The sequence below is a fragment of the Halomonas sp. McH1-25 genome, from assembly GCF_022348165.1.
Lineage (GTDB): Bacteria > Pseudomonadota > Gammaproteobacteria > Pseudomonadales > Halomonadaceae > Modicisalibacter.
Map to the genome: position 1 here is coordinate 1255318 of NZ_JAKRFI010000001.1, position 21486 is coordinate 1276803.

Annotated in this window: 24 protein-coding genes and 1 pseudogene; 10 read left to right on the top strand and 15 right to left on the bottom strand. The window is 61.8% G+C overall.

Features of this window, described 5'->3' with window-relative positions; translation table 11 throughout:
- The first annotated feature begins 114 nt into the window (after nucleotides 1-114).
- Nucleotides 115-690 (top strand): NAD(P)H-dependent oxidoreductase, encoded by a 576-nt coding sequence (locus MHM84_RS06280; RefSeq protein WP_239263700.1) that lies wholly within the window; start codon nucleotides 115-117, stop codon nucleotides 688-690.
- Nucleotides 691-758: 68 nt separating this feature from the next.
- On the opposite strand, the gene astB is transcribed toward MHM84_RS06280, so the two are convergent.
- The 5 genes from astB to MHM84_RS06305 all read right to left on the bottom strand — a co-directional run bounded on the left by astB (nucleotide 759) and on the right by MHM84_RS06305 (nucleotide 7031).
- On the bottom strand, nucleotides 759-2102 hold the full coding sequence (gene astB, locus MHM84_RS06285; RefSeq protein WP_239263702.1) for an N-succinylarginine dihydrolase: 1344 nt from the start codon (nucleotides 2100-2102) through the stop codon (nucleotides 759-761).
- A gap of 17 nt (nucleotides 2103-2119) precedes the next feature.
- Entirely contained in the window at nucleotides 2120-3592 is a 1473-nt protein-coding gene (gene astD / locus MHM84_RS06290) for a succinylglutamate-semialdehyde dehydrogenase (RefSeq protein WP_239263704.1), read from the bottom strand.
- Nucleotides 3593-3672: 80 nt separating this feature from the next.
- Nucleotides 3673-4689: an arginine N-succinyltransferase gene (gene astA, locus MHM84_RS06295; protein WP_239263706.1), complete on the bottom strand. Its 1017-nt coding sequence runs from the start codon at nucleotides 4687-4689 to the stop codon at nucleotides 3673-3675.
- Complete coding sequence (locus MHM84_RS06300) at nucleotides 4689-5753, bottom strand: arginine N-succinyltransferase (protein ID WP_239263709.1); 1065 nt, start codon at nucleotides 5751-5753, stop codon at nucleotides 4689-4691. Before MHM84_RS06300 ends, astA begins: the two co-directional genes overlap by 1 nt.
- Nucleotides 5754-5816: 63 nt before the next feature.
- Nucleotides 5817-7031, bottom strand: a complete 1215-nt coding sequence (locus tag MHM84_RS06305; protein WP_239263712.1) for an aspartate aminotransferase family protein — start codon at nucleotides 7029-7031, stop codon at nucleotides 5817-5819.
- Nucleotides 7032-7283: 252 nt separating this feature from the next.
- Between MHM84_RS06305 and MHM84_RS06310 the strand changes: the two genes are divergently transcribed.
- Both MHM84_RS06310 and MHM84_RS06315 read left to right on the top strand, forming a co-directional pair.
- Nucleotides 7284-8078: an SDR family oxidoreductase gene (locus MHM84_RS06310; RefSeq protein WP_239263714.1), complete on the top strand. Its 795-nt coding sequence runs from the start codon at nucleotides 7284-7286 to the stop codon at nucleotides 8076-8078.
- 72 nt (nucleotides 8079-8150) lie between these two features.
- Nucleotides 8151-8783 carry a class I SAM-dependent methyltransferase gene (locus tag MHM84_RS06315; RefSeq protein WP_239263716.1) on the top strand — a complete coding sequence of 211 codons (633 nt, stop codon included), beginning with the start codon at nucleotides 8151-8153 and terminating at the stop codon, nucleotides 8781-8783.
- A gap of 31 nt (nucleotides 8784-8814) precedes the next feature.
- On the opposite strand, the gene MHM84_RS06320 is transcribed toward MHM84_RS06315, so the two are convergent.
- The 3 genes from MHM84_RS06320 to fabV are packed head-to-tail and all read right to left on the bottom strand — an operon-like array spanning nucleotide 8815 to nucleotide 11690.
- Nucleotides 8815-9792, bottom strand: coding sequence for a GlxA family transcriptional regulator (locus tag MHM84_RS06320; RefSeq protein WP_239263718.1), 978 nt, complete (start codon nucleotides 9790-9792; stop codon nucleotides 8815-8817).
- On the bottom strand, nucleotides 9782-10465 hold the full coding sequence (locus MHM84_RS06325; protein ID WP_239263720.1) for a DUF2959 family protein: 684 nt from the start codon (nucleotides 10463-10465) through the stop codon (nucleotides 9782-9784). The genes MHM84_RS06320 and MHM84_RS06325 overlap by 11 nt, the downstream gene beginning before the upstream one ends.
- A gap of 19 nt (nucleotides 10466-10484) precedes the next feature.
- Nucleotides 10485-11690 carry an enoyl-ACP reductase FabV gene (gene fabV, locus MHM84_RS06330; RefSeq protein ID WP_239263722.1) on the bottom strand — a complete coding sequence of 402 codons (1206 nt, stop codon included), beginning with the start codon at nucleotides 11688-11690 and terminating at the stop codon, nucleotides 10485-10487.
- 170 nt (nucleotides 11691-11860) lie between these two features.
- Here fabV and MHM84_RS06335 point away from each other — a divergent pair, with 170 nt between their 5' ends.
- Entirely contained in the window at nucleotides 11861-12253 is a 393-nt protein-coding gene (locus tag MHM84_RS06335; protein WP_239263724.1) for a hypothetical protein, read from the top strand.
- A 6-nt stretch (nucleotides 12254-12259) separates the two neighbouring features.
- On the opposite strand, the gene MHM84_RS06340 is transcribed toward MHM84_RS06335, so the two are convergent.
- Nucleotides 12260-12754, bottom strand: coding sequence for a glutathione peroxidase (locus MHM84_RS06340; protein WP_239263726.1), 495 nt, complete (start codon nucleotides 12752-12754; stop codon nucleotides 12260-12262).
- 120 nt (nucleotides 12755-12874) lie between these two features.
- Nucleotides 12875-13420, bottom strand: a complete 546-nt coding sequence (locus MHM84_RS06345; protein WP_239263728.1) for an NUDIX hydrolase — start codon at nucleotides 13418-13420, stop codon at nucleotides 12875-12877.
- A gap of 131 nt (nucleotides 13421-13551) precedes the next feature.
- Here MHM84_RS06345 and MHM84_RS06350 point away from each other — a divergent pair, with 131 nt between their 5' ends.
- Nucleotides 13552-15198, top strand: coding sequence for an acyl-CoA dehydrogenase family protein (locus tag MHM84_RS06350; protein ID WP_239263730.1), 1647 nt, complete (start codon nucleotides 13552-13554; stop codon nucleotides 15196-15198).
- Between the two features lie 20 nt (nucleotides 15199-15218).
- Here the strand turns inward: MHM84_RS06350 and MHM84_RS06355 are convergent, their stop codons facing one another.
- Entirely contained in the window at nucleotides 15219-15827 is a 609-nt protein-coding gene (locus tag MHM84_RS06355) for a LysE family translocator (RefSeq protein WP_239263732.1), read from the bottom strand.
- 15 nt (nucleotides 15828-15842) lie between these two features.
- The gene (gene rnk / locus MHM84_RS06360) at nucleotides 15843-16253 is read right to left on the bottom strand and encodes a nucleoside diphosphate kinase regulator (RefSeq protein WP_239263734.1); all 411 of its coding nucleotides are present in this window, start codon (nucleotides 16251-16253) and stop codon (nucleotides 15843-15845) included.
- Nucleotides 16254-16954: 701 nt separating this feature from the next.
- Here rnk and MHM84_RS06365 point away from each other — a divergent pair.
- Together MHM84_RS06365 and MHM84_RS06370 are read left to right on the top strand one after the other, a co-directional pair.
- On the top strand, nucleotides 16955-17170 hold the full coding sequence (locus MHM84_RS06365; RefSeq protein ID WP_239263737.1) for a hypothetical protein: 216 nt from the start codon (nucleotides 16955-16957) through the stop codon (nucleotides 17168-17170).
- Nucleotides 17171-17437: 267 nt separating this feature from the next.
- Nucleotides 17438-17656 (top strand): hypothetical protein, encoded by a 219-nt coding sequence (locus MHM84_RS06370; protein ID WP_239263740.1) that lies wholly within the window; start codon nucleotides 17438-17440, stop codon nucleotides 17654-17656.
- An 82-nt stretch (nucleotides 17657-17738) separates the two neighbouring features.
- On the opposite strand, the gene MHM84_RS06375 is transcribed toward MHM84_RS06370, so the two are convergent.
- Nucleotides 17739-18128: a hypothetical protein gene (locus MHM84_RS06375; RefSeq protein WP_239263743.1), complete on the bottom strand. Its 390-nt coding sequence runs from the start codon at nucleotides 18126-18128 to the stop codon at nucleotides 17739-17741.
- Between the two features lie 174 nt (nucleotides 18129-18302).
- Between MHM84_RS06375 and MHM84_RS06380 the strand changes: the two genes are divergently transcribed.
- Entirely contained in the window at nucleotides 18303-18614 is a 312-nt protein-coding gene (locus tag MHM84_RS06380) for a manganese efflux pump (RefSeq protein WP_239263868.1), read from the top strand.
- Here the strand turns inward: MHM84_RS06380 and MHM84_RS06385 are convergent.
- Entirely contained in the window at nucleotides 18571-18828 is a 258-nt protein-coding gene (locus MHM84_RS06385) for a hypothetical protein (protein ID WP_239263746.1), read from the bottom strand. The genes MHM84_RS06380 and MHM84_RS06385 overlap by 44 nt on opposite strands.
- A gap of 324 nt (nucleotides 18829-19152) precedes the next feature.
- Between MHM84_RS06385 and MHM84_RS06390 the strand changes: the two genes are divergently transcribed.
- Nucleotides 19153-19377: a hypothetical protein gene (locus tag MHM84_RS06390; RefSeq protein ID WP_239263749.1), complete on the top strand. Its 225-nt coding sequence runs from the start codon at nucleotides 19153-19155 to the stop codon at nucleotides 19375-19377.
- A gap of 320 nt (nucleotides 19378-19697) precedes the next feature.
- The gene (locus MHM84_RS06395; protein WP_239263752.1) at nucleotides 19698-20954 is read left to right on the top strand and encodes a M20/M25/M40 family metallo-hydrolase; all 1257 of its coding nucleotides are present in this window, start codon (nucleotides 19698-19700) and stop codon (nucleotides 20952-20954) included.
- A gap of 387 nt (nucleotides 20955-21341) precedes the next feature.
- Here the strand turns inward: MHM84_RS06395 and MHM84_RS06400 are convergent.
- Nucleotides 21342-21486 (bottom strand): annotated as a pseudogene (locus MHM84_RS06400) (electron transfer flavoprotein subunit alpha/FixB family protein); the annotation flags it as partial.

Sequence of the window (21486 nt, forward strand, 5' to 3'; positions counted from 1 at the left end):
GCTATTGTTGCCCTCAAGTCAATTATCTTTCCCAGTTTACAGGCTTTTTCGTCAACCTCTACCTCGCCAGAATACGTCCATCCATAATCGCAATCTCACTCGACAGGAGAGACCGTGAAGATTTTTCTCATTAACGGTGGCAAGGCATTTGCCCATTCTGGCGGTCGCTACAACGATACACTGCACGACATTGCGCGCGGTACGCTGGCGGAAATGGGTCATGAGCTGCAGGAGACCAAGGTCGATGACGGCTATGATATCGACGAGGAAGTCCGAAAGTTCCTGTGGGCCGATGCCATCGTCTACCAGATGCCCGGCTGGTGGATGGGCGCGCCCTGGACCGTCAAGAAGTACCTCGACGAAGTGTTCACGGCCGGCCACGGTTCGCTGTATGCCAGCGATGGCCGTTCTCGTCACGATGCCAGCCGCCACTATGGCAGCGGAGGCCTGCTACAAGGCCGGCACTACATGCTCTCGCTGACCTGGAATGCCCCGGCCGAGGCTTTCGACGAACCCGGCAATTTTTTTGCGGGCCGCGGCGTGGACGCCGTCTATTTCCCGTTCCACAAGTCGCAGGAATTCGTCGGTCTGGAAGCCCTCCCCACCTTCCTCGCCAACGATGTCATCAAGGCGCCCGATATCGAAGGCCATATCGCCGCCTATCGCGAGCACCTCAAGCGCACCTTCTGAACGCAGCCTGACGAAAACCCCGCCGACAGGCGGGGAACCGAGAGGCAACTAACCTTGGCCGATCGTCGTCAGCCCAGCTGGAACGGATAGACATTGCCCAGTGCGAGAATACGGGTGAGCGCATCCAGGGCGGTGAGGGTCTCCTCGGCGAGCTGCGGATCGGCGAGGTCGTCCGGCGCCAGCCGATCGCGGTAGTGACGATTGACCCATTCGGTAAGCTCGCCATACAGCGCGTCGTCGAGCAGCACGCGCCCGCTCAACTGCTGGCGCTCGACTTCGGACAGCACGATACGCAGGCGCAGGCAGGCCGGGCCGCCCCCGTTGCGCATGCTCTGCTTGACGTCCTTGACCACCACCTCGTTGATCGGGTTGTTGCCGGCCAGCAGGTGATCCTGAATGGTTCGCCACACGGCCTCGTTCTCCTCGCACTCGCCAGGCACCACCAGCGTCATGGCGCCAGAGCCGTCGGGCTGGGTGAGCAGTTGCGAGTTGAATAGGTACGAACTCACGGCATCGTCCAGGCCGATCGCCTCGCTGGGTACGCGGACCGGAATCAGTGGCGTGGCCATCTTGCTGCGCAGTTCGTCGAGCGTGCGCTGCTCATCGAGGAAGGCCATCTCGTGGTAGAGCAGTACCGGCCCGTTGCCAACGGCGATCACGTCGTTGTGGAACACACCGGCATCGATAGCGTCCGGGTGTTGCTGGGCGAACACCGTCTGTGCATCGGACAACCCGTGCTGGCGTGCCACGGCCTGACTGGCCTCCAGGGTCTGGCGGGCCGGGAAGCGCTTGGGCTCAGTCCGCCCACCGAACGCCTGGCGACCGTAGACGTAGAGATGCACGCCGGGTTCGCCATGCGTCGCGGCCAGGCGGGTATGGTTGGCCGCGCCCTCGTCGGAGAACGCCGGGGTCGCCGGCAACACCGGGTGATGGGCGAAATGTGCCTCGTCGCGGAACATCGCCGCCAGCACGCGAGCGGTGGTCTGCGGCTCGAGAAAGCGGTGGAAGCTCGACTGCAGATTGGCCGCCGTAAAGTGCACGCGAGCGTCCGGCGCATCTCCGCTCGGGGTCACCGTGGCGGCGTTGGCGGTCCACATCGACGACGCCGAACACACTGCACGCAGCAGTTGCGGCGCTTCACGCGCGGCGCGCTCGAGTACCTCGGCATTGCTGCCACTGAAGCCCAGATCGCGCAGCGCGCCGAGATCCGGACGCTGCTGCGGCGGCAGCACGCCCTGGGGATAGCCGGCATCCTTGAGGGCCTTCATCTTGGCCAGGCCCTGCAGTGCGGCCTCCCTGGGGTTGGAGGCCAGGCCGCCGTGGCGCATCGAGGCGACGTTGCCATGCGCCAGCCCGGCATAGTTGTGGGTGGGACCGACCAGCCCGTCGAAGTTGACTTCCTGTACGTTCATGTCGTTCACATTGCCCCTCATAACGTTACGCCCGGTGGCAGGTTGTCGGGCATCGCCAGCGATTCCCCCTCCATCGAGGCGATCGGATAGGCGCAGTAGTCGGCCGCGTAGTAGGCGCTGGGCCGATGGTTGCCGCTGTCGCCGATACCGCCGAACGGTGCGTCGCTGGAGGCGCCGGTGGTCTGGCGGTTCCAGTTGACGATGCCGGCGCGAATGCGCAGCAGGAAGTCGTCCCAGTCGTCACGGCTCCCGCCGATCAAACCGGCCGCCAGGCCGTAGCGGGTGTCGTTGGCCAGGGCGATGGCCTCGTCCCAGCCGCGGTAGCGATGCACCTTGAGCAGCGGCCCGAAGTGCTCCTCATCGGGTATCTCGAGGCCGGTCACATCGATGAGCGCCGGGGTGACCAGGCTGGTGCCGTCGACCACCCGCTGCATGCGCGACAGCACGATCCCGCCGCGGTTCTCCAGGTCGTCCTGGGCGCGCAGCATCGCCTCGGCGGCCTCGGGACTGACCAGTCCCGCGTAGAACGGCGCCGGCTCGCTGAACGGCGCGGCAATGTGTAGCTTGCCGATGGCCTCGACCAGCGCATCGATCAGCCGGTCGCCGATCTCGCCCTCGGGCACCATCAGGCGTCGCGCACAGGTACAGCGCTGACCGCCGGAGAGAAACGCCGACTGCAGGATGGTGAGTACCGCTGCCGCCTGGTCGGGCACGTCCTTGACCACCAATGGATTGTTGCCACCGAGTTCCAGCGCCAGGATCTTGCCCATCTGCCCGGCGAACTGCTCGTGCAGCAACCGGCCGATCTTGACGCTGCCGGTGAACAACAGACCGTCGATGCCGCTATCGCCGGCCAGCGCCTGGCCAACCGGAGCGGCGCCCTGGACCAGATTGATCACCCCATCGGGCAGCCCTGCCGCCTGCCAGCATTGCAGGGTCAGGTCGGCAGTCATCGGGGTCTGTTCGCTGGGCTTGAAGACCACGGTATTGCCGGCCAGCAGCGCCGGGACGATATGCCCGTTGGGCAGATGACCGGGAAAGTTGTAGGGGCCGAACACCGCCATGACGCCGTGCGGGCGATGCCGCAGCACGGCCTGGGTGCCGCCGGCCACGTCGCGACTGCGCTCGCCGGTACGCTCGGCGTAGGCGGTGACCGAGATGCCGATCTTGCCGATCATGGCGCCGACTTCGGTACGCGACTCCCATAGCGGCTTGCCGGTTTCATGGGCAATGCATTCGGCAAGCGCTTCACGGTTGGCTTCCAACTGGTCGCGAAAGCGTTCGAGCAGCGCCTGGCGCTCGGTGAGCGGACGACGTGCCCAGCCCGGAAACGCCTCGCGCGCTGCCGCAACGGCGCCGGCTACCTGTTCGTCGCCGGCGGCTCTGGCCTGCCACAGCGTGTCGCCGGTGATCGGATCGCGCTTGTCGAACGCTTGCGCCGTGCCGTCGACCCACTGGCCGCCGATCAAGAGTTGTTGTCTGGCGTGCATAGTTGTCTCCCGTTCAGCGCATCACGATGCACTGCAAAACCTTGTTGCGAACCTGGCGGCCTGAGCGAGCGCAGCCAGGCTCACGTCTCGAGAACGCGGAGGGAATCGCCCGTGCCTACACCCAGCCGGCACGCCTCCTCCTCGGTCAATGTCAGGGTGCCGTCCTCGCTGGGGCCGCGGCCGACCCAGGCGGCGCGAAAACCGACCATGCCGGTGGTCGATACCAGCCAGCCCGGCCGCTCGGTATGCGCCAGGTCTTTCCCGACCTCGACCTGACACAGCCGCGACAGGCGCACGGCACGAACGTCATCGATATACGCTTCCACCGTGGGGCCGCCATCGAAGATGTCGACATAGCCTTCCCAGCGCAGGCCCTCCTTCTTGAGCATTTCCAGCGCCGGGCGGGTGTGCTCGTGAACCTTGCCGATGCAGTCCCGGGCTTCCTCGCTGAGGAAGGTGGTATGAATCGGAAATTTGGGCATCAGCTCGCCGATGAAGCTCTTCTGACCCATGCCCGTCAGGCGATCGGCCTCGTTGAAGTCCATGGGAAAGAAATGGCTGCCCAGGCACTGCCAGAACGGGCTGATGCCATTCTTGTCGAACACGCCGCGCATCTCGGCCAATACTTTGTCCGGAAAACGATCGCGGAACTGGGCCATGAACAGCCAACGCGCCTTGGACAGCAAGGCCCCGTTGCGGTCGCGGCGGTACTCGGGGCGCAGATAGAGCGAGGCCACCTCGGCATCGCCGGTGTGGTCGGAGCTCAGAAACAGCGTGTCGATGGTGCGATGCAGGTCGAGCTGCACCGACGAGTGCGCCAGCTTGCCCACCCGGTAATGATAGAACGGCACTTCACGCCCGACCTGGGCCTCGATGGCGCAGCAGCCGGCCAACTCGCCATTGCTTTCGTCTTCCAGCACGAAAAAGTACAAACGATCATCGACCGGTGTGCGCTCTTCGAAGGCACGCGCGGCGGACTCGATCTTGCCGGCCAGGAATTCGCGATTGTCGGGCAGCGAGGTGAAACCGACGCCGGTCTCCTGGGCCAAGCGTTGCAAATCGTCCAGATCATCGCGAGCGATGGGTCGAATGCGCATTACAGCTCCCCCTCGTCGAAGGTGTCTTCCCCGGCAGGCAAGGCCAAAGGCGCGGCCAACACCGCCCGTCCCTCCTCGACGCCGAGCAGTTCGGCATGCTCCGGAGAAAGCATCAATTGGCCGGTCGGCGACAGCGCATAGCGCGCCACGACACAGCGGAAACCGTCGAGCTTCTGGTTGGCGATCATTGCCGGCTCGGCATCGGGCAGGGCCGAGGCCGGCCGAATGCGTACCGGATGCCAGGTGCTGCGACGCACGGTCTGCAGCCGTTCGCACTCGGCCTTTATCACCGGACCGGCATCGAAGATGTCGACGTGCCGCGAGCGCACGAAGCCTTCGGCGAGCATCTCGCCGAGCGCCGACTCGTGATGCGGATGTTCGCGACCGATGGCGGCCCGGGCCTGGGGCGTGAGCAACGGCAAATAGAGCGGAAACTGCGGCATCACCTCAGCGATGAAGCTTTTCGAGCGTACCCCGGCCAGGTGATTGATCTCCTGGTAGCCGCGTACGAAGAAGTGGCGGCCGACACTGTTCCAGAATGGCGATTCGCCATCGGCGTCGAGATAGCCGGGAAAGGCAATCGCCAGGATCTTGGCGAAACGCTCGGGATACTGGGCAATGAACATCAGCCGCGCGCGGCGCAGCAGACTCTCGGCGCTGGTCCCCTTGTAGCGGGGGTCCAAGGACAGCGCACATAGCAGCGTGGCCTCGGAGACTTCGTGGGACAGAGCCAGCGTCTGGACTTCGCGGCGCACGTTGAGCTGCTGCGAAGCATGGATCAGGGTTTCCTGACGATAGGTGTAATACGCCTCATGGGCCCCGGCCTGGGCGCGAATGGTGGCGGTGCCCGCCACTTCGCCGCGTTCCAGGTCCTCGAGTACGAAGGTGTAGCTCTCGTCACCGGGAAACTCCACCTCGCACGCCAGCGCTCGCTGCGAGCGGGTAATGCGTTCTTCCAGTCGGTCGCGATGCGCAGGCAGATTGGTGAGTTTCGGGGTGGCGGTACCGGCCAGGCGTTCCAGCCCGGGCAGGTCCGCCGGCTTGGCAGGACGAACGACCAACATGGTGTTCCCTCTTATCGGATCCCGATGGCGCCGGCCGCGATCATGCCGCAGCCGGCGCGAGTCTCAAGCGTTGTCGACCAGGCGGGCGATGGCGCGTTCCAGGCGCTGCATTCCTTCGTCGATGTCGGCGTCGGGAATCACCAGCGAAGGTGCCAGGCGCAGTACGTCGGGACCGGCGATCAGGGCCATCACGCCCTCTTCGATGGCCAGCGGCAGGATATCCCGGGCGCGTCCGGCATAATCCGCCGACATCTGTGCGCCGATCAGCAGGCCCATGCCGCGAATTTCGCGGAATACGCCATACTTGGCGTTGATGCGCTCAAGGTGTTCGCGGAAACGCTCGTGGCGACGCTGCACGCCTTCGAGCACTTCGGGCGTATCGATGGTTTCCAGTGCAGCCAGAGCCACGGCGGAGGCCAGGGCATTGCCGCCATAGGTAGAGCCATGGGTACCCAGCACCAGCACCTTGGCGATATGCTCCTTGGTCAGCATCGCGCCGACCGGGAAGCCACCGCCCAGCGACTTGGCGCTGGTCAGGATGTCCGGTGTGACGCCGTAGCGCATGTAGGCGAACAGCGTACCGGGACGGCCCATGCCCGACTGCACCTCATCGAAGATCAACAGCGCATTGTGGCGATCGCATAGCTCGCGCAAGCCTTCGAGAAACTCCTGGGTAGCGGGCACGATGCCACCCTCGCCCTGCATCGGTTCGACGATGATCGCGCAGGTATCGTCATTGATCAGTTCGCGTACGCTAGCGAGATCGTTGAACTCGGCATGCACGATGCCGCCGGGTACCGGCCCGAATCCCTGGGAATACTTGGGCTGGCCGCCGACGCTGACGGTAAACAGGGTGCGACCGTGGAACGACTGACGGAAGGAAATGATCTTGTCCTTGCGCTCGCCGTAGGTGTCGTGCGCCCAACGACGGGCCAGCTTGAGCGCCGCCTCGTTGGCTTCTCCGCCCGAGGAGCACAGATAGGCCTTGTCGGCGAAAGTCCGTTCGACCAATGCCTTGGCCAGCTTGAGTGCCGGTTCGTTGGTGTAGATATTGGACAGGTGCCAGAGCTTGTCGGCCTGCTCCTTGAGCGCGTTGACCAGCACGGGATGACAATGACCCAGCGAATTGACGGCAATGCCGCCGGCGAAATCGATGTACTCGCGACCTTCCTGATCCCACAGGCGGCTGCCCTCGCCGCGCACCGGTATGGTCTTCTGCGGTGCGTAGTTGGGCACCATGTAACGGTCGAAATCTTCGCGGGTCGGGGTATAGGCCATGGTGGTCTCCATCCAGTGGGATTCGTCAGGCACCGTAACGTCGGTTATCGGCGATAGCGTTTCACGATTATCGCATTCTGGTTCCTGAGTATAAGCGGGCGCTCAAATGCCGGCTTGCAGCAATGGGACGACGAATTATGAAAAGCGGCAGTCGTTGCGATACCCACCCTTTGAAAGCGGCACGAGCGTCACCATTCTCATTAGCAGGCTAGTATTCCTTTTGGCCCAACCAGCAATCGTAGGAGTCGTCGCATGCATATCGATCTGAGCGGTAAACGTGCCATCGTCACCGGGTCCACGGCGGGCATCGGTCATGCCATCGCCAAGGCACTCGCCGAGGCCGGCGCCAGCGTGATCATTACCGGGCGTACCCAGGCTCGTGTCGACCAGGCCATCGAGACGCTCCAGCGCGAGGTGAGCGGTGCCCGGCTCGATGGCGTGGCAGCCGACCTGGGCACCGCCGAGGGCTGCCAGGCGGTGATCGACGCCCAGCCCGAGACGGATATTCTGATCAACAACGTGGGCATCTTCGCTCCCCAAGACTTCTTCGAGACCGATGACGATACCTGGAACCATTTCTACCAGGTCAACGTGATGAGCGCGGTACGCCTGTCGCGTCACTACGCCAAAGGCATGAAGCAGCGCAACTGGGGACGGGTGCAGTTCATTTCCAGCGAGTCGGCGCTGAACATTCCCACCGAGATGATCCACTACGGCATGACCAAGACCGCCTTGCAGTCGATCTCGCGTGGGCTCGCCAAGGCGCTGGCCGGTACCGAGGTCACCGTCAATGCCATCCTGCCGGGCCCGACCCGCTCCGAAGGTGTACTCAACATGATTCGCGAAATGGCGGAAAAGGAAGGTGTGTCCCAGGAGGACATGGAGAAGCGCTTCGTGATGGAGAACCGCCCCTCCTCGATCATCCAGCGCCTGGCCACGCCGGAAGAAGTTGCCTACATGTGCGTTTATGCGGCCTCGCCCCAGGCCAGTGCCACTACCGGCGCCGCACTTCGCGTGGAAGGCGGCATCGTCGATACCATGGCGTAACACGCCCATGCCATGCTGGCGTCCCGATAGGGATTGTATGCCTGAATGGCGCAATGACTGGAGGATGCCGGCATGCTCAACACCACCGCCTGGAACCGTCTTCGCTACACCCTTTACGCCCCGGTCTACGATGTCGTCGCCGACCGTGCCTTTCGCCGCGCGAGGCGCAAGGCTCTGGAGGCCGTCGATTGGCACAGCGGCCAGTGCGTACTGATCGTCGGCGCCGGGACCGGTCTCGACCTACCCTACCTGCCTCGCGACATCGAGTTGCACGGCACCGATCTATCGCCGGCCATGGTCAAGCGCTTCCGGGCGCGTGCCGATACCCTGGGTTTCGATTGCCAGGCCCGCGTCATGGATGCCGAGTCCCTCGATTATCCCGACAAGCACTTCGATGTAGTGATCATGCATCTCATCCTGGCGGTGATGCCGAACCCCGAGCGCGGCCTGGCCGAAGCGCATCGCGTCCTGTCCGATAATGGCCAACTCTGCGTCATGGACAAGTTCCAGCCCGACACTCATCCCTCCGGCTGGGGCCGGCGCGCGCTCAACCTGGCGACGACCGCCATCGCCACCGACATCACCCGCCAGGCCGGCCCTATGCTGCAACGGGCGGGATTCGTGATCGAGCAGGACGAGCCGGTGATGATGGGCTCGCTATTTCGGGCACTGGTGGCCAGCAAGGCGGCCATTTCTCAAGCGTGACTTACGGAGGGAGTTGCCCCAAACGCTCCTGTCATATGAGGCGCTCTTCGCGAGGCGTCATGCCGAAATGATTGCGATAGGCCGTGGAGAAATGCGCCCCCGAGGAAAAACCGGTTTGCAGGGCGATGTCGCCCACCGCCTGGTCGGTCTCTCGCAATAACTTGCGCGCCTGCTGCAGGCGCAGGTCGAGATAGTAGCGGCTGGGCACGGTCTGGAGGTATTTCTTGAACAGCCGCTCGAGCTGACGCCGCGAAATGCCCAGATGCTCGGCGAGTTCGTGAGTGGTCAACGGCTCCTCGATGTTCGACTCCATCAGGGTGACCGCATCGATCAGGCTATGGGGGGCGTGGCCCAGTCGCGAGCGCAACGGCACATGCTGAGGCTCGTCGCCCATGCGGATACGCTCGCATACGAAATGCTCGGAAATGCACTCGGCCAGGCGTTGGCCATGATGCTGCCCGATCAGGGTCATCATCATGTCCATCGCCGCCGTGCCACCGCCGCAAGTCAGCCGATCGCGATCGATCTCGAACAACTGATTCGTCATGCGCACCGCCGGGTAGTTACGGGCGAAGGCGTCGGCGTTCTGCCACGGCAGGGTCGCCCGATACCCATCCAGCACGCCGGCACGCGCCAGGACGTCGGTTCCCCCGGCGATACCGCCCAGGGCGACGCCCCGCCCTGCCAGGCGCTTCAGCCACTCCAGCAGGCCGGCGGGGACGCTAGCTGTTTGGCTGGGCGCGCAGACGAACAGCACATCCAACACACCGACATCGCCTCCCACTGCTCCCTGCGGCGATAGCGAGAGTTCAGCGGCGCTCTTTACCGCTCGCATATCCAGGCCGTAGGTCACCGATGTATAGAGCCGCTTCCCGGACAACTGATTGGCGACATGCAGCGGTTCCAACGCGCACGCCTGGGCGAGCAGGGAAAAGCCCGGCAGCAGCACGAAGCCGACCTGCCGGTCTATCCCCAAGGGCGGTAAAGGGAATGATGCATCATGAGGCATCTTGGCTGCCGAGTTCGGCAATGAAGGCATCGGAGCGCGCTATGGCCGCCTGCATGCGCTGACGCAAAGCCGCTACGTCACGTTCCAGCCCCTCCACCTCGCCACGCAACGCCCCGATCGCACGCGCATTGAGGTTATGCTTGAGGAACAGCACGTTGTCACGCATCGCCAGCAATACCGGATGCATGCTGTCGGCCGCATCGTGCATCGCTTCGATCATTTCGCCATAGCGCACCCGGGTCTCGCGCAACTGCCGTTCGGACAGGCGACGGTATTCGGCGCTCTGATAGAGTGAGAGTTCGTCTTCCCATTCGTCGAACAGGGCCTCGGCCACCTCCTCGATGCTCCCGATGCGTTCTTCGACTCGCGCGGCGGCGGTCTCGCTATCCTCGTACTCCGCGTTCAAGCGGTCGTAAGTTTGGGAGAGTTCGCTCTCGGGTACCTGCACCACCGCCCGAAACTGCTCGAGTGCCGAGGCGAACTGCTCCTGGGCCGCCTGCTGGGCGTCGCGGCCCTCCTCGACACGGTCGACCAATACGTCGCGCTTGTGGATCCCGACCTTCTCGAGAGCGCCGTAATAGGCGCTCTGGCAGCCGGCCATGCCGATCAGCACGACCAGCAGCAACGGCCATAGCCAGCCAGCGCCATGCTGGCGTTGCGTTCGCCTCGTCATGCGCTTGCCCTTGCCTGTCTCAGAGTTGGATGACATCGAAATCAGCGACCGGATCGGTCTCGGCATCGTAGTCGACGTCGTCACGCTCGAAGCCGAACAGTTTGAGGAAGTCGTGCTTGTAACCGGCGTAATCGGTAATGTCGAACAGGTTCTCCGTCGTCACCTGTGGCCACAGATCCTTGCAGGCCTGCTGAACGTCGTCGCGCAATTCCCAGTCGTCGAGGCGCAAGCGGCCGGCTTCATCGGTCTCTGGCGTGCCAGAGGCATACAGGCGATCACGGAACAGGCGGTTTAGCTGATCGATGGTCCCCTCGTGCAGGCCCTGCTCCTTCATCACCTTGTAGACCATGGCGATATATAGCGGCATGACGGGAATGGCGGCGCTGGCCTGGGTGACGACCGACTTGAGCACCGCGACATTGGCGCTGCCGCCCTTCTCGCCCAGGCGCTTGTCGATTTCTCCGGCGGCACGGTCGAGGTCTTCCTTGGCTTTGCCCAGCGCACCGTGCCAGTAGATCGGCCAGGTGATCTCGGTCCCGATGTAGCTGAAGGCCACCGACTTGGCGCCGTCGGCCAGCACGCCGGCCTTGTCGAGCGCATCGATCCACAGCTCCCAGTCTTCGCCGCCCATGACCTGGATGGTGTCGGCAATTTCCTGTTCGGTAGCGGGCTCGACCTCGGCCTCGATGATGGTGTCCTTGTTGGTGTCGATGGCCGTGGCGCGGTAGGTCTCGCCGATCGGCTTGAGCGCGGAGCGCTTGACCTCGCCACTGTCGGGCAGCTTGCGCACCGGCGAGGCCAGCGAGTAGATCACCAGATCGACTTCGCCAAGGTCCTGCTTGATCAGCTCGATGGCCTTCTCGCGAGTTTCGTTGGCGAAGGCATCGCCATTGATGGCCTTGCTGTAGAGACCTTCTTCCTTGGCGTAGCGATCGAAGGCCGCAGAGTTGTACCAGCCAGCCGTGCCCGGCTTCTTCTCGGTGCCGGGCTTCTCGAAGAATACGCCGAGCGTGCTGGCGCCATATCCGAAAGCCGCAGTGATGCGCGCCGCCAGACCGTAACCGCTGGAAGCGCCGATCACCAGCACCTTCTTCGGGCCCTGAGCCTTGTCGGCATCGCCGATCGCGGCACGGGTTGCCTGAATCTGCTCGAGCACGTTCTGCGCACAACCGGCAGGATGAGTGGTGGTGCAGATGAAACCGCGAACCTTGGGTTTGATGATCACGTCAGACCTCGGCTTTCCATGAACTGAGTACGCTCCGCGAGACGGCATCGAATCGGGAGCCGCTGATTTGCGGCTATTCTAGCGGCTAGACGTTTTTCTGTCCGCCCCGCTTGAGCTCACCCCAACAATGGTCGAAGATGCCGACGTGATCGACAAGTAGCGAGCAAGCCGTGGAAGAGATCGAAACCTTGGTCGCCAGGCGCGGCGAATTATGGCTGGCCTTGGCGCCGTTGTGGCTCGATCGCGAGCCGCGCGAGAGCGACTACCAGCGCATGATCGAGGTCATCGAGCGTCATGAACTGTCTCTCGATCAGTTGGAATGGATCTTTCGCCTGGAACTGGCGCCGGTGCTTTCGCGCCATCAGATGTCGATGACCGGAGGTTGGCGCAGTTTCGACGAGAATCGCCTGCTGACGCATCTGGTCATTCATTACCGGCGCCTGAGCGGCTGGCGCAAGGGCTTCTGGACGTTGTTCTCCGGACTGACCACGATGATGACCCGGCACCGCTGGAACCTGCTGATGACGCGACTGATGGAAGAGCGCGGCGAAACGCCTACCTGACCGCGATCAGGCTGAAAACGGCGTGTCCAGCGCCGCTTCCAACTTCGGCACGATGCGCTGCATGCCATCACGTGGCGCGAAGCGGCAAATCACCTGACCGTCACGCCCAACCAGAAACTTGGTGAAGTTCCACTTGATCGGTGTGCTGCCCAGCACGCCCGGTGCTTGTCGTCGCAGCAGCGTAAACAGGGGATGCGCCCGGCTGCCGTTGACCCGCACTTTTTCCATGATCGGAAAGGTCACACCGAAGTTACGCTCACAGAATTCGGCAAAGTCTCGCGCCGATTCCGGAGACTGATTGGCGAACTGGTTGCAGGGAAAGGCCAGCACGGTGAAGCCCCTATACCGATAACGCTGGTAGAGGCGTTCGAGCTCGCTGAGCTGCGGCGTATATCCGCAGCGACTGGCAACGTTGACGATAAGCAGCACTTGGCCGCGCAGTGCGCGCAGGTTAAAAGGTTCGCCGCTTTGGGTACGGCAGTCCTGTGTATAGATTTGCATAACCCGCCGATTCGCTATGGTCGCCTTCAGGCCGCATCGGCTATCGGGAAACATCGCCCGGCCATAGGCCAAACGTCAACGATGCCATGTCTCGTGGCGGCATGCCAACGACTCCGCTCATCAGCCATGGATCTCTTCTCCCAGTAGGCCGCGCTCGAGCATCATTTCCAATGCCAGGCGACTGTCCGGCGTGGCCCGCTCGAGGGCCAACGCCTCGGTCACCGGTAGCCAGAGTGCATCGGCCACTTCTTCCGGTTGAAGAGACAGCGGGCCGTCGTAACGGGTCAGGAACGCACTGCCGAAAATGTGATTGCCTTGCTCGGCGAAACGAAACCCGAAACACGGTTGCAGCCGTACGCCTTCGATACCCAATTCCTCGGCCAGTTCCCGCTGCGCCGCCACGTGCACCGGCTCGCCGGCACCCACCACGCCACCGGTGGCCAAATCGTAGTGTCCCGGAAAGACCTCCTTGGTCATGGTGCGTACCTGGACGCAGAGTTCCTGGCGTACGTTGAGCACGAACACATACGTGGCACGATGCCAGAAATGAAAGCGCCGCATCATGGCGCGCTCGGCACTGCCGCAAGGCCGGTTGGCGGCATCGACGAGCTGAATACGCTCTTTCTTGATGACAGGTGAAACAGTGCGTGCCATGTCGGCGGGCATGTCTGGCTCCTCGAAATGAGAGCGGTCCAGCATGCCAGAAACCCCGACCTGGCGTCATCGTCGCTTCGACAAGGGCAGTATTGACCGAGGGAAGACCGGGTTCCATGCTCAAGCGAACAAGGAGATCCGCCATGCACGACCGCGCCCCTCGTAGCCGTTTGGCCACGCACAGCGTCGATAACCAGCCGCTCCCCCCGCGTGATCGCGACTTTCTGGCCCTGGATAGGCCGCTCCGCGACACCCTGGCCCGCGAAGCGCCGGCATGGGTGGCAAGGCGTCTCGCCCCACTGGGCGCCGCCGTCGGCAGCCGCGAGTTCCAGTTGCTGGGCGAGGAAGCCAATCGCCACCCTCCCGAACTACACCTGTTCGACCGCCACGGGCGCCGTCTCGATGAGGTCCGCTACCATCCCGCCTATCATCAGCTCATGCACTTGGCCTTCGATCATGGCTGGCATACGGTCGCCTGGGAGGAAGAGCATCAGGGCGGCCATCAGGCGCATGTCGCAGCCCTTTATCTACTTACCCAGGCCGAGCCGGGCTTCTGCTGCCCGGTGACCATGACCCATGCCGCCGTACCTGCGCTACGCCGTGAGCCGAGCGTTTACGATGCCTGGTGTTCGCGATTGCAGGCCTGGGACTACGATCCGCGCGCCGTGCCCGCCTGGGAAAAACCCGCCGTCACCATGGGCATGGCGATGACCGAAAAACAGGGTGGCAGCGACGTTCGCGCCAACACCACCCAGGCCGTTCGCGACGACGGGGGTTATCGCCTGACCGGCCACAAGTGGTTCTGTAGCGCGCCGATGTCCGATGCCTTTTTGACCCTGGCTCAGACCGACGATGGCCTTGGCTGCTTTCTGGTGCCGCGCTTCACACCGGATGGCGAGCGCAACGCCATCGAACTGCAGCGCCTCAAGGACAAGTGCGGCAATCGCGCCAATGCGTCGGCGGAAATCGAATACCGTGGCGCCTGGGCCGAAGCCGTCGGTGCGCCGAATCGGGGCATCGCCACTATCCTGGAGATGGTGCAGCAGACCCGGCTGGATGCCGCTACCGCTCCGCCCGGCATGATGCGCCAGGCGTTGCTGGAGGTTTGGCTACACGTTCGCGAGCGCCATGCCTTCGGTCGCCGGCTCGCCGAGCAGCCGCTGATGAAACGGGTCATCGGCGATCTTGCTTTGGAAACCGAAGCCAGCCTGGCACTGACGATGCGTACCGCGCGTGCGTTCGATATGCCGAACGACCCTCATGAACGCGCCCTGGCCCGCCTGCTGCCGGCACTCGCCAAGTACTGGCACAACAAGCGAGGCCCCGGCTTCATGGCCGAAGCCATGGAGTGCCTGGGCGGCATCGGCTATGTCGAGGAAACGCCTCTCGCCCGCCTGTATCGCGAGGCGCCGGTCAACTCGATTTGGGAAGGCTCGGGCAATGTGATCTGCCTGGATGTGCTGCGTATTTTGGAGCGGCATCCCGAGTGCATCGACGCCCTGCGCGACGAACTAGCCACGGCGCGCGGCCAGTCGAACGATTATGACCGGTCATTGGTACAGCTCGACACGCTGTTGCAAAGCTCGCAGGAGGAGACCGAAGCCAGTGCCCGCTGGCTGACTCAGCGGATGGCCCAGTGCCTGCAGGCTGCATTGCTGTTGCGGCATGCGCCCGAGGCAGTGGCACAGACCTTCTGCCGCAGCCGGCTGGGCCGGGACATCAGCCCCGTGTATGGCGTGCTACCCTTCGACGCCCCGCTCGACGCCATCCTGTCGCGTATCGTGCCTTGACGGACAGCACCGATACGCGGTCAGCCGAGCAATACCCGCAATGCCAGGGCGATCAGCAATACACCGGTGATGCGGTTGATCCAGTGTGCACGGGCCTGGAGCCATGGCAGCACCCGGGAATGCGACAGCGCCACGGCAACCAGTACATACCAGGCACCGTCGATCAGCGTCGCCGTCGCCACGATGATCGCCTTGGCTGCCCATCCCATGTCGGCACTGACGAACTGACTGAGTAGCGCGACGAAGAACAGGATCAGCTTGGGGTTGGCCAGGGCGACAACGATGCCGTCACGCGCCGCCTGAACGGGGTTGGTAATGGCGGCCTGGGCTTCCAGCGCGCCACCACGCCCAGCACGCAGCGCCTTGATCCCCAACCACGCCAGATAGGCCGCGCCGCCCCAAGTGATCGTCTGAAACAGTACGGGTTGGTGCGTGATTACGGCACCTAGCCCCCAGACGGTCAGCAACGCATAGAACCCAACCCCCAGCGCATGACTGAGCCCAGCCACGACGCCGGGTGTACGCCCGCCTCCCAGGGTATGCCGCAGCACCATGGCCAGGCTGGGCCCCGGCGACATGGCCCCCATCGCGCAGACGGCAGCCAGTGATAACCATAGCGTTAGCGGCATATCTTCCTCGGTTGGCTAGCGGTGGTACTGCTTGGCGGCTTCCGGTTGCCAAAGGATGGCGTCGACACGCAAGCGCGTCGGCCGCCCATCGGGCAGTAGCCAATCGATGACTTCGCCTACCCGCAGCCCCAACAGGGCAGCACCGACCGGGGCCAGGATCGATAGCCCATCCGGGGTTTCCGCCAAGGCATGTGGATAGACCAGAGTACGCGTGATGGCGTTACCGTAGGTCAGCTCGGTGAAGCAGAATCGACTGTTCATACTGATCACATCCGCCGGCATCTCTTCGGGGTCGAAGATTTCGGCACGCAACAGTTCGGCTTGCAAAATTTCGGCAACGGAACGGTTGTGGTGATCGCAGGTGTCGATCAGGTGTTGCACACGTTCGGCATCCAGCCGATTCATGACAAGCATCGGGCGTGGCATCAGAGACTCCTTCTCTTTGGCCATGCGCAATCGCGCAGAAAAAACAGTCCTTCATGCGAAATTCATGAAGGACTGTCGACCTGCCGATCATAACGCCTATCTCGCCTGTCGGTAAGGCCAAACGCATGCGACTAAAGTTCACCCCTTTACCGACATACGAAAAAAGCCCGGGACGCGAGTCACCGGGCGAATGCAAAAGCTGGGATACAGCTGGGGCATTGTACACCGCATAGTTAACATGCCTATCGAATGAGATGCCGCTGGTTTATAGGCTTTATTAGCTCATGTGAATAAATTGGGAATTAAACGCTTGGCAAAGACACTCAGCGGACGATGGCGCAGCCCTGCCAACGCCATTACTTCCCCACGGCAACGTTCTTGCTTACCGTACAAGTTTAGATAGGCATCGCATGCCAATGTACAGTTAATGTACAATTAATGCATGACAACAAAGTTAACGTTTTGCCGTGCACTTTGTCGGCACGTTCCCTGGCAACATCGTGATCGAAACGATTCGCCACATTGCCGAACAGACGAACCTCCTTCTCGTCAGCGGGCATTGACCAATACCGTGCGAACTGCCTGCCCATGATGACGCCAAGCATGACAAGCAGAGGCATGTCGTCTAGTTTTATAGCCGAGCGGAAGGAAACCGCACGAAGCCTAGCGTAGGCACCCCAACAAGGAAGGAGAAGATCGAAATGGATTTCGTGAACGGAAGAGTTTTGGAAGTACCGCAATGGTGGCTGAAGCCGCGCGTGAATCAACTGGCTGAAGGCGTTACATGCCATGTCATCGATCGTAACTCCCCAGTATCCAAGGAAGGCAACGTAACGAAGCTGGCCTACTACCAGCTGCGTGTCGACGAAGTATGCCACGACACCTGCCGTTGCACCGTCCTAAAGCGGATGAATTGACTCTCATGGCGTTTCGTTTCATCCAACCCCAATGTGTACGACAGCCCGGTGGCACACCGGGCTGATAGCCCCTCCCCCTGCAACACACTGCAAGCAATCCAGTCCCCTGCTGTCAGACTCACCGGTTTTCACACTTGCTCTCGACATCCAGCATGGCCGTTCTGCCATGGTGCCATGAGGGCGTTTTTTTCCTTGAATGTAACGGCATGTGTACTAACGTATAGAGAAGGCACGGAATGCCTAGGCGAAAACACGGAGGAGCCCCTTATGGATAAGACACAGAGAACGGCACATTCGATTCGCGTCTGGTTGGGTATCGACAAGATTTCCCGGGCAGACCACTCCATTGCGACAGCCCGCCGTAGCCTCGACGATGGACCGATGAGCGTGGAGCAGGCTGCCAATGCCCGGCGGGAAGCGGAGTACGTAGCTCGGCGCAATGGCGTCAAGGAACCGCTGCTACAGCTATGGAAGGTGGTGCACTGAATGGTCGACGCTGCATCCCTATCACAGTGACGAGGGGCGGCATATGCCGCCCCTCGTTATCGTTACAAAGCGGCCCTTTCCGTTACGAATTCAAGGAATTTTCATCGTATCGGTACCAGTGGCTTGCTCGCGGCATCAGTTGCCCTTTCGTTGCCCTGCGAGCGTTTTCAACCTCCACCTCATGTTCCAGTGTCGCCTCTCGTCTCAATGACGGCTTTCTGTAGCCAGGCAGACTTTGCTGTGACAATGCATGCTTGATCAATGCCAAGTCACGCTTGGAGTCGGTTTCCATGAACTGAGCCAGCATACGCGCCGCTTCCTCGCGGACGAATTCGTAGATGTACTCGTCATAGGTTGTGATGAAAGATCGGCAGTAACGACAGGTTAGTGTATCGGCAGGCGCAGGGTCGCCTTTCCAGAAGTTGGTGCCTTGGCAATGTGGGCAAGCGACTGAGCGTGAAAGGTTGAACATAAGGCCTCCTGCCTTTGTGTTGTTATCGAACGTAACGTACCACTCCGACTACAACCTCGAAATGCCACCTAATCAGGCTTTGGTGCGTCCTGCTTTATCGTGACGGATGCCATACTGCGGCATGAGTGCCAGGCCAGCATCGACACCCTGACAGTCGGCGTCGGCCTGGCCTCCATGGGTAACGTCCATATCCTATGGACGGCCTTGGCTATCGGCCTAGCCACGCTACTTATGGCGACGCTCGGCGTGATGCCGGGACGCGTACTGGGAACGATCGTGGGTAAACGGACGGAAATCGCAGGGGAGTCATTCTTATCGGTATCGGCTCGGCGATCCTCGCCGAGCATCTGGGCCTATTCGCCTGAGCTTGAGGCGCTGCGCCCGCTTCGTACGCCAAGCCATTGCCTGGGCTTGACGTACGAACAGGATGAATCAGCGAGCTTCAAGCGCTCAGCCGTTGCTCCGGCTCGGCCAGGACGCGCTTGAGATAAGCCAGATCATCGGCGGTACGCGCTTCGGTGAACTGTGCCAGCAACTGCTCGGCTTCGCGCTGGATGGCACTGCGGATGTATTCATCGTAGGTTGTGACGAAGCTATCGCAGTAACGGCAATGCAATGATGAAGTGGGTTCCGGGTTGCCTTTCCAGAAGTTGATGCCAGAACACGTGGAACACGTCACTTCTCTGGAACGATTGAGCATATGGCCTCCTGCCACAATGGATTTTCCTGGTCTGTCCGTGACCAGACTGTGCTAGCGCAGCCGATCCACTCGGTGGCTAACGAGTGACCAGCATATAGCAAAATTCGCTATGGGCAAGCCAAGTACAACCAAGGTATACACGAAGGAACCAAAATTTCTCTTTGCAGACAATTCGTTACGTCCACAAGAAAAGATTGATTCAATCAGGGCCTGTCGATACGCACAAGTCGTGTACACCCCCCATGGGATAGAGCCATTCTGTAAGATTGTGGCTTGGGGAGCATGCCTTACGATGTTAAGGTACGCGGCCATTTAGGAGGGCACATGAGCATTACCGACGAACTGAAAGCCGCCATTACCGATTATCGCCTGGCTAAGCGCCGTTACCCTGAAGCCATTACCGTGACGCCCGTCAAGATGGCTGAGTTGATGCAGCATAGCTTGGAACAGGCCAAGACCACGATGGCGGACACCAACCCCAATCTTTTCATGGGCGTTGAAATTCAGGTAGACGCCGACCAGGACGACCCCATCGTCGTCCAAGGGTAAGTCGTCGAATGCCGCCCTGGCATACCTTGGGCGGCATGTAGTCATGCCAGGATCCCGCCTAAGTAATAAGCCGTGGTGCCGAGCCGGGCCTCGCAGCGCTTGACGCGTATCAGTTGCAGGTGGTGACGATCCCCTTTCGTGTTGCCCCGCATGACCTTTTGAATCAGTTATCTGTAGTATCCAGATAACAAGGCTCGAGTGACCCGCGTCTCATCGATATCCTCCTGGTACGTTTACACTCAAGCACCAGCGCATCTCTGCCGGTGGGAAACTGCCGGGCTTGAAGACACCCTTAATTTCATGCACGAAAAGAGAAAACCATGGACGAAACGAATCAGCCCTGGACCCGGCCCATGCCGGACGAGCAGTTCGACCTGATGCGCCGTATTCTCGCCGCACCCAGCCCGGTGGGGTTGGAAGGCGCCATGACCTACGGTGTGCTCAAGCCGCATTTCGAGTCCTTCGCACCGGATGACTGGCATGTTCATCAGTTCAAGGGGCATGCCGGTATCGTACTGGACTCCCACCCGGGCCGGGAGGATCTGCTCAAGGTCATGATCATTGGCCACGCCGACAAGATTCGCATGCAGGTGCGCAGCATCGGCGACGACGGCAAGGTCTGGATCAATACCGATGCCTTCCTGCCTACGGTCGTGGTCGGTCACGAGGTCATCCTGTTCAGCGAAGACCCGGAGGAGCCGGGCAGCTATCGCACGATCCAAGGCGGCACGGTGGAAGCGCTGGGCGCCATCCATTTCGCCGACCCGGCGGTCCGCTCGGGCGAGAAAGGCATCAAGAAAGAGCAGATCTATCTGGACCTGCAGATCCATGGCGAGAACAAGAAACAGCAGGTACTGAATCTGGGCGTGCGTCCCGGCGATTCCATCATCCTGAACCGTCCCATCCGCCCCGGTTTCAGCCCCAACACCTTCTATGGCGCCTATCTGGATAACGGCCTGGGCTGCTTTGTCACGGCCGAAGTCGCGCGGCTAATCGCCGAGGCAGGCGGCACCCGGCAGGTACGCATGCTCTATGCCATCGCCAGCTATGAAGAAATCGGACGTTTCGGCAGCCGGGTACTGGCCGGAGAACTCAAGCCCGATGTACTGATCGGCGTGGACGTGAATCACGACTACGTGGCAGCACCAGGTATCGGCGATAGGCGCATGCAGCCGCTGGAGATGGGCAAGGGCTTCACCCTGGCGGTTGGCGCCATCGCCAGCGAGCAGTTGAACCGGATTATCGAGAGTACTGCGAAAGATCACGGCATTCCCATGCAGCGCGATATCGTGGGAGCGGACACGGGCACTGACGGCATGGCCGGCGTGCTGGCCGCCGTGGATTGTGCCGCCACGTCCATTGGCTTCCCTATCCGCAACATGCACACGATCTCCGAGACGGGTAATACCCAGGACATGCTGGCAGCCATCCATGGCCTGACCCGCACGATCCAGGCGCTGGACGCCCTGCCGGATCCGCATAGGGAATTTCTCGACAACCATCCACGCCTGGATCAGGCCAGTCCGCTTGGGCATCAGGGCTCGGCCTGCCCCGACAAGGACGAACCGGAACACTGACAGCCACTCGGAACGACAGACAGGACGATAAGTACAGCGGCTTCCTGTGCAGCGGCTGACTATACGAAGTCGGGTAGAACCAGGGTCGTGCCATCACCAATGGCGCACGACCTTGGCTCGAAGCGCTGCCGTTCGATACGACCCACGCCAAGCTACGACATACCTGGGAGAATGCGAGGTGCGATATAGACCGGTCCGACCTGCGCTTTCATGACTTGCAGCACAGCTATGCGAGCCTGCTGGCTCACGCCGGAGAAAGCATGACGACGGTAAGGGGATCTACTGGACCATTCGGGCCTGATCGTGACGAGCCGCTGTGTGCACAGTTCGATGCAGTCTTATGTGTTGCCCCGTGGCAACACCAAGAAAGGCCAAGTGAAAACTTCCCTATAGCTTCGGCTCGATCTCCGGCAGGATCTGGAACAGGTCGCCAACCAGACCATAATCCGCGACCTGGAAGATCGGTGCTTCCTCGTCCTTGTTGATCGCCACGATGACCTTGGAGTCTTTCATCCCCGCCAGGTGCTGAATC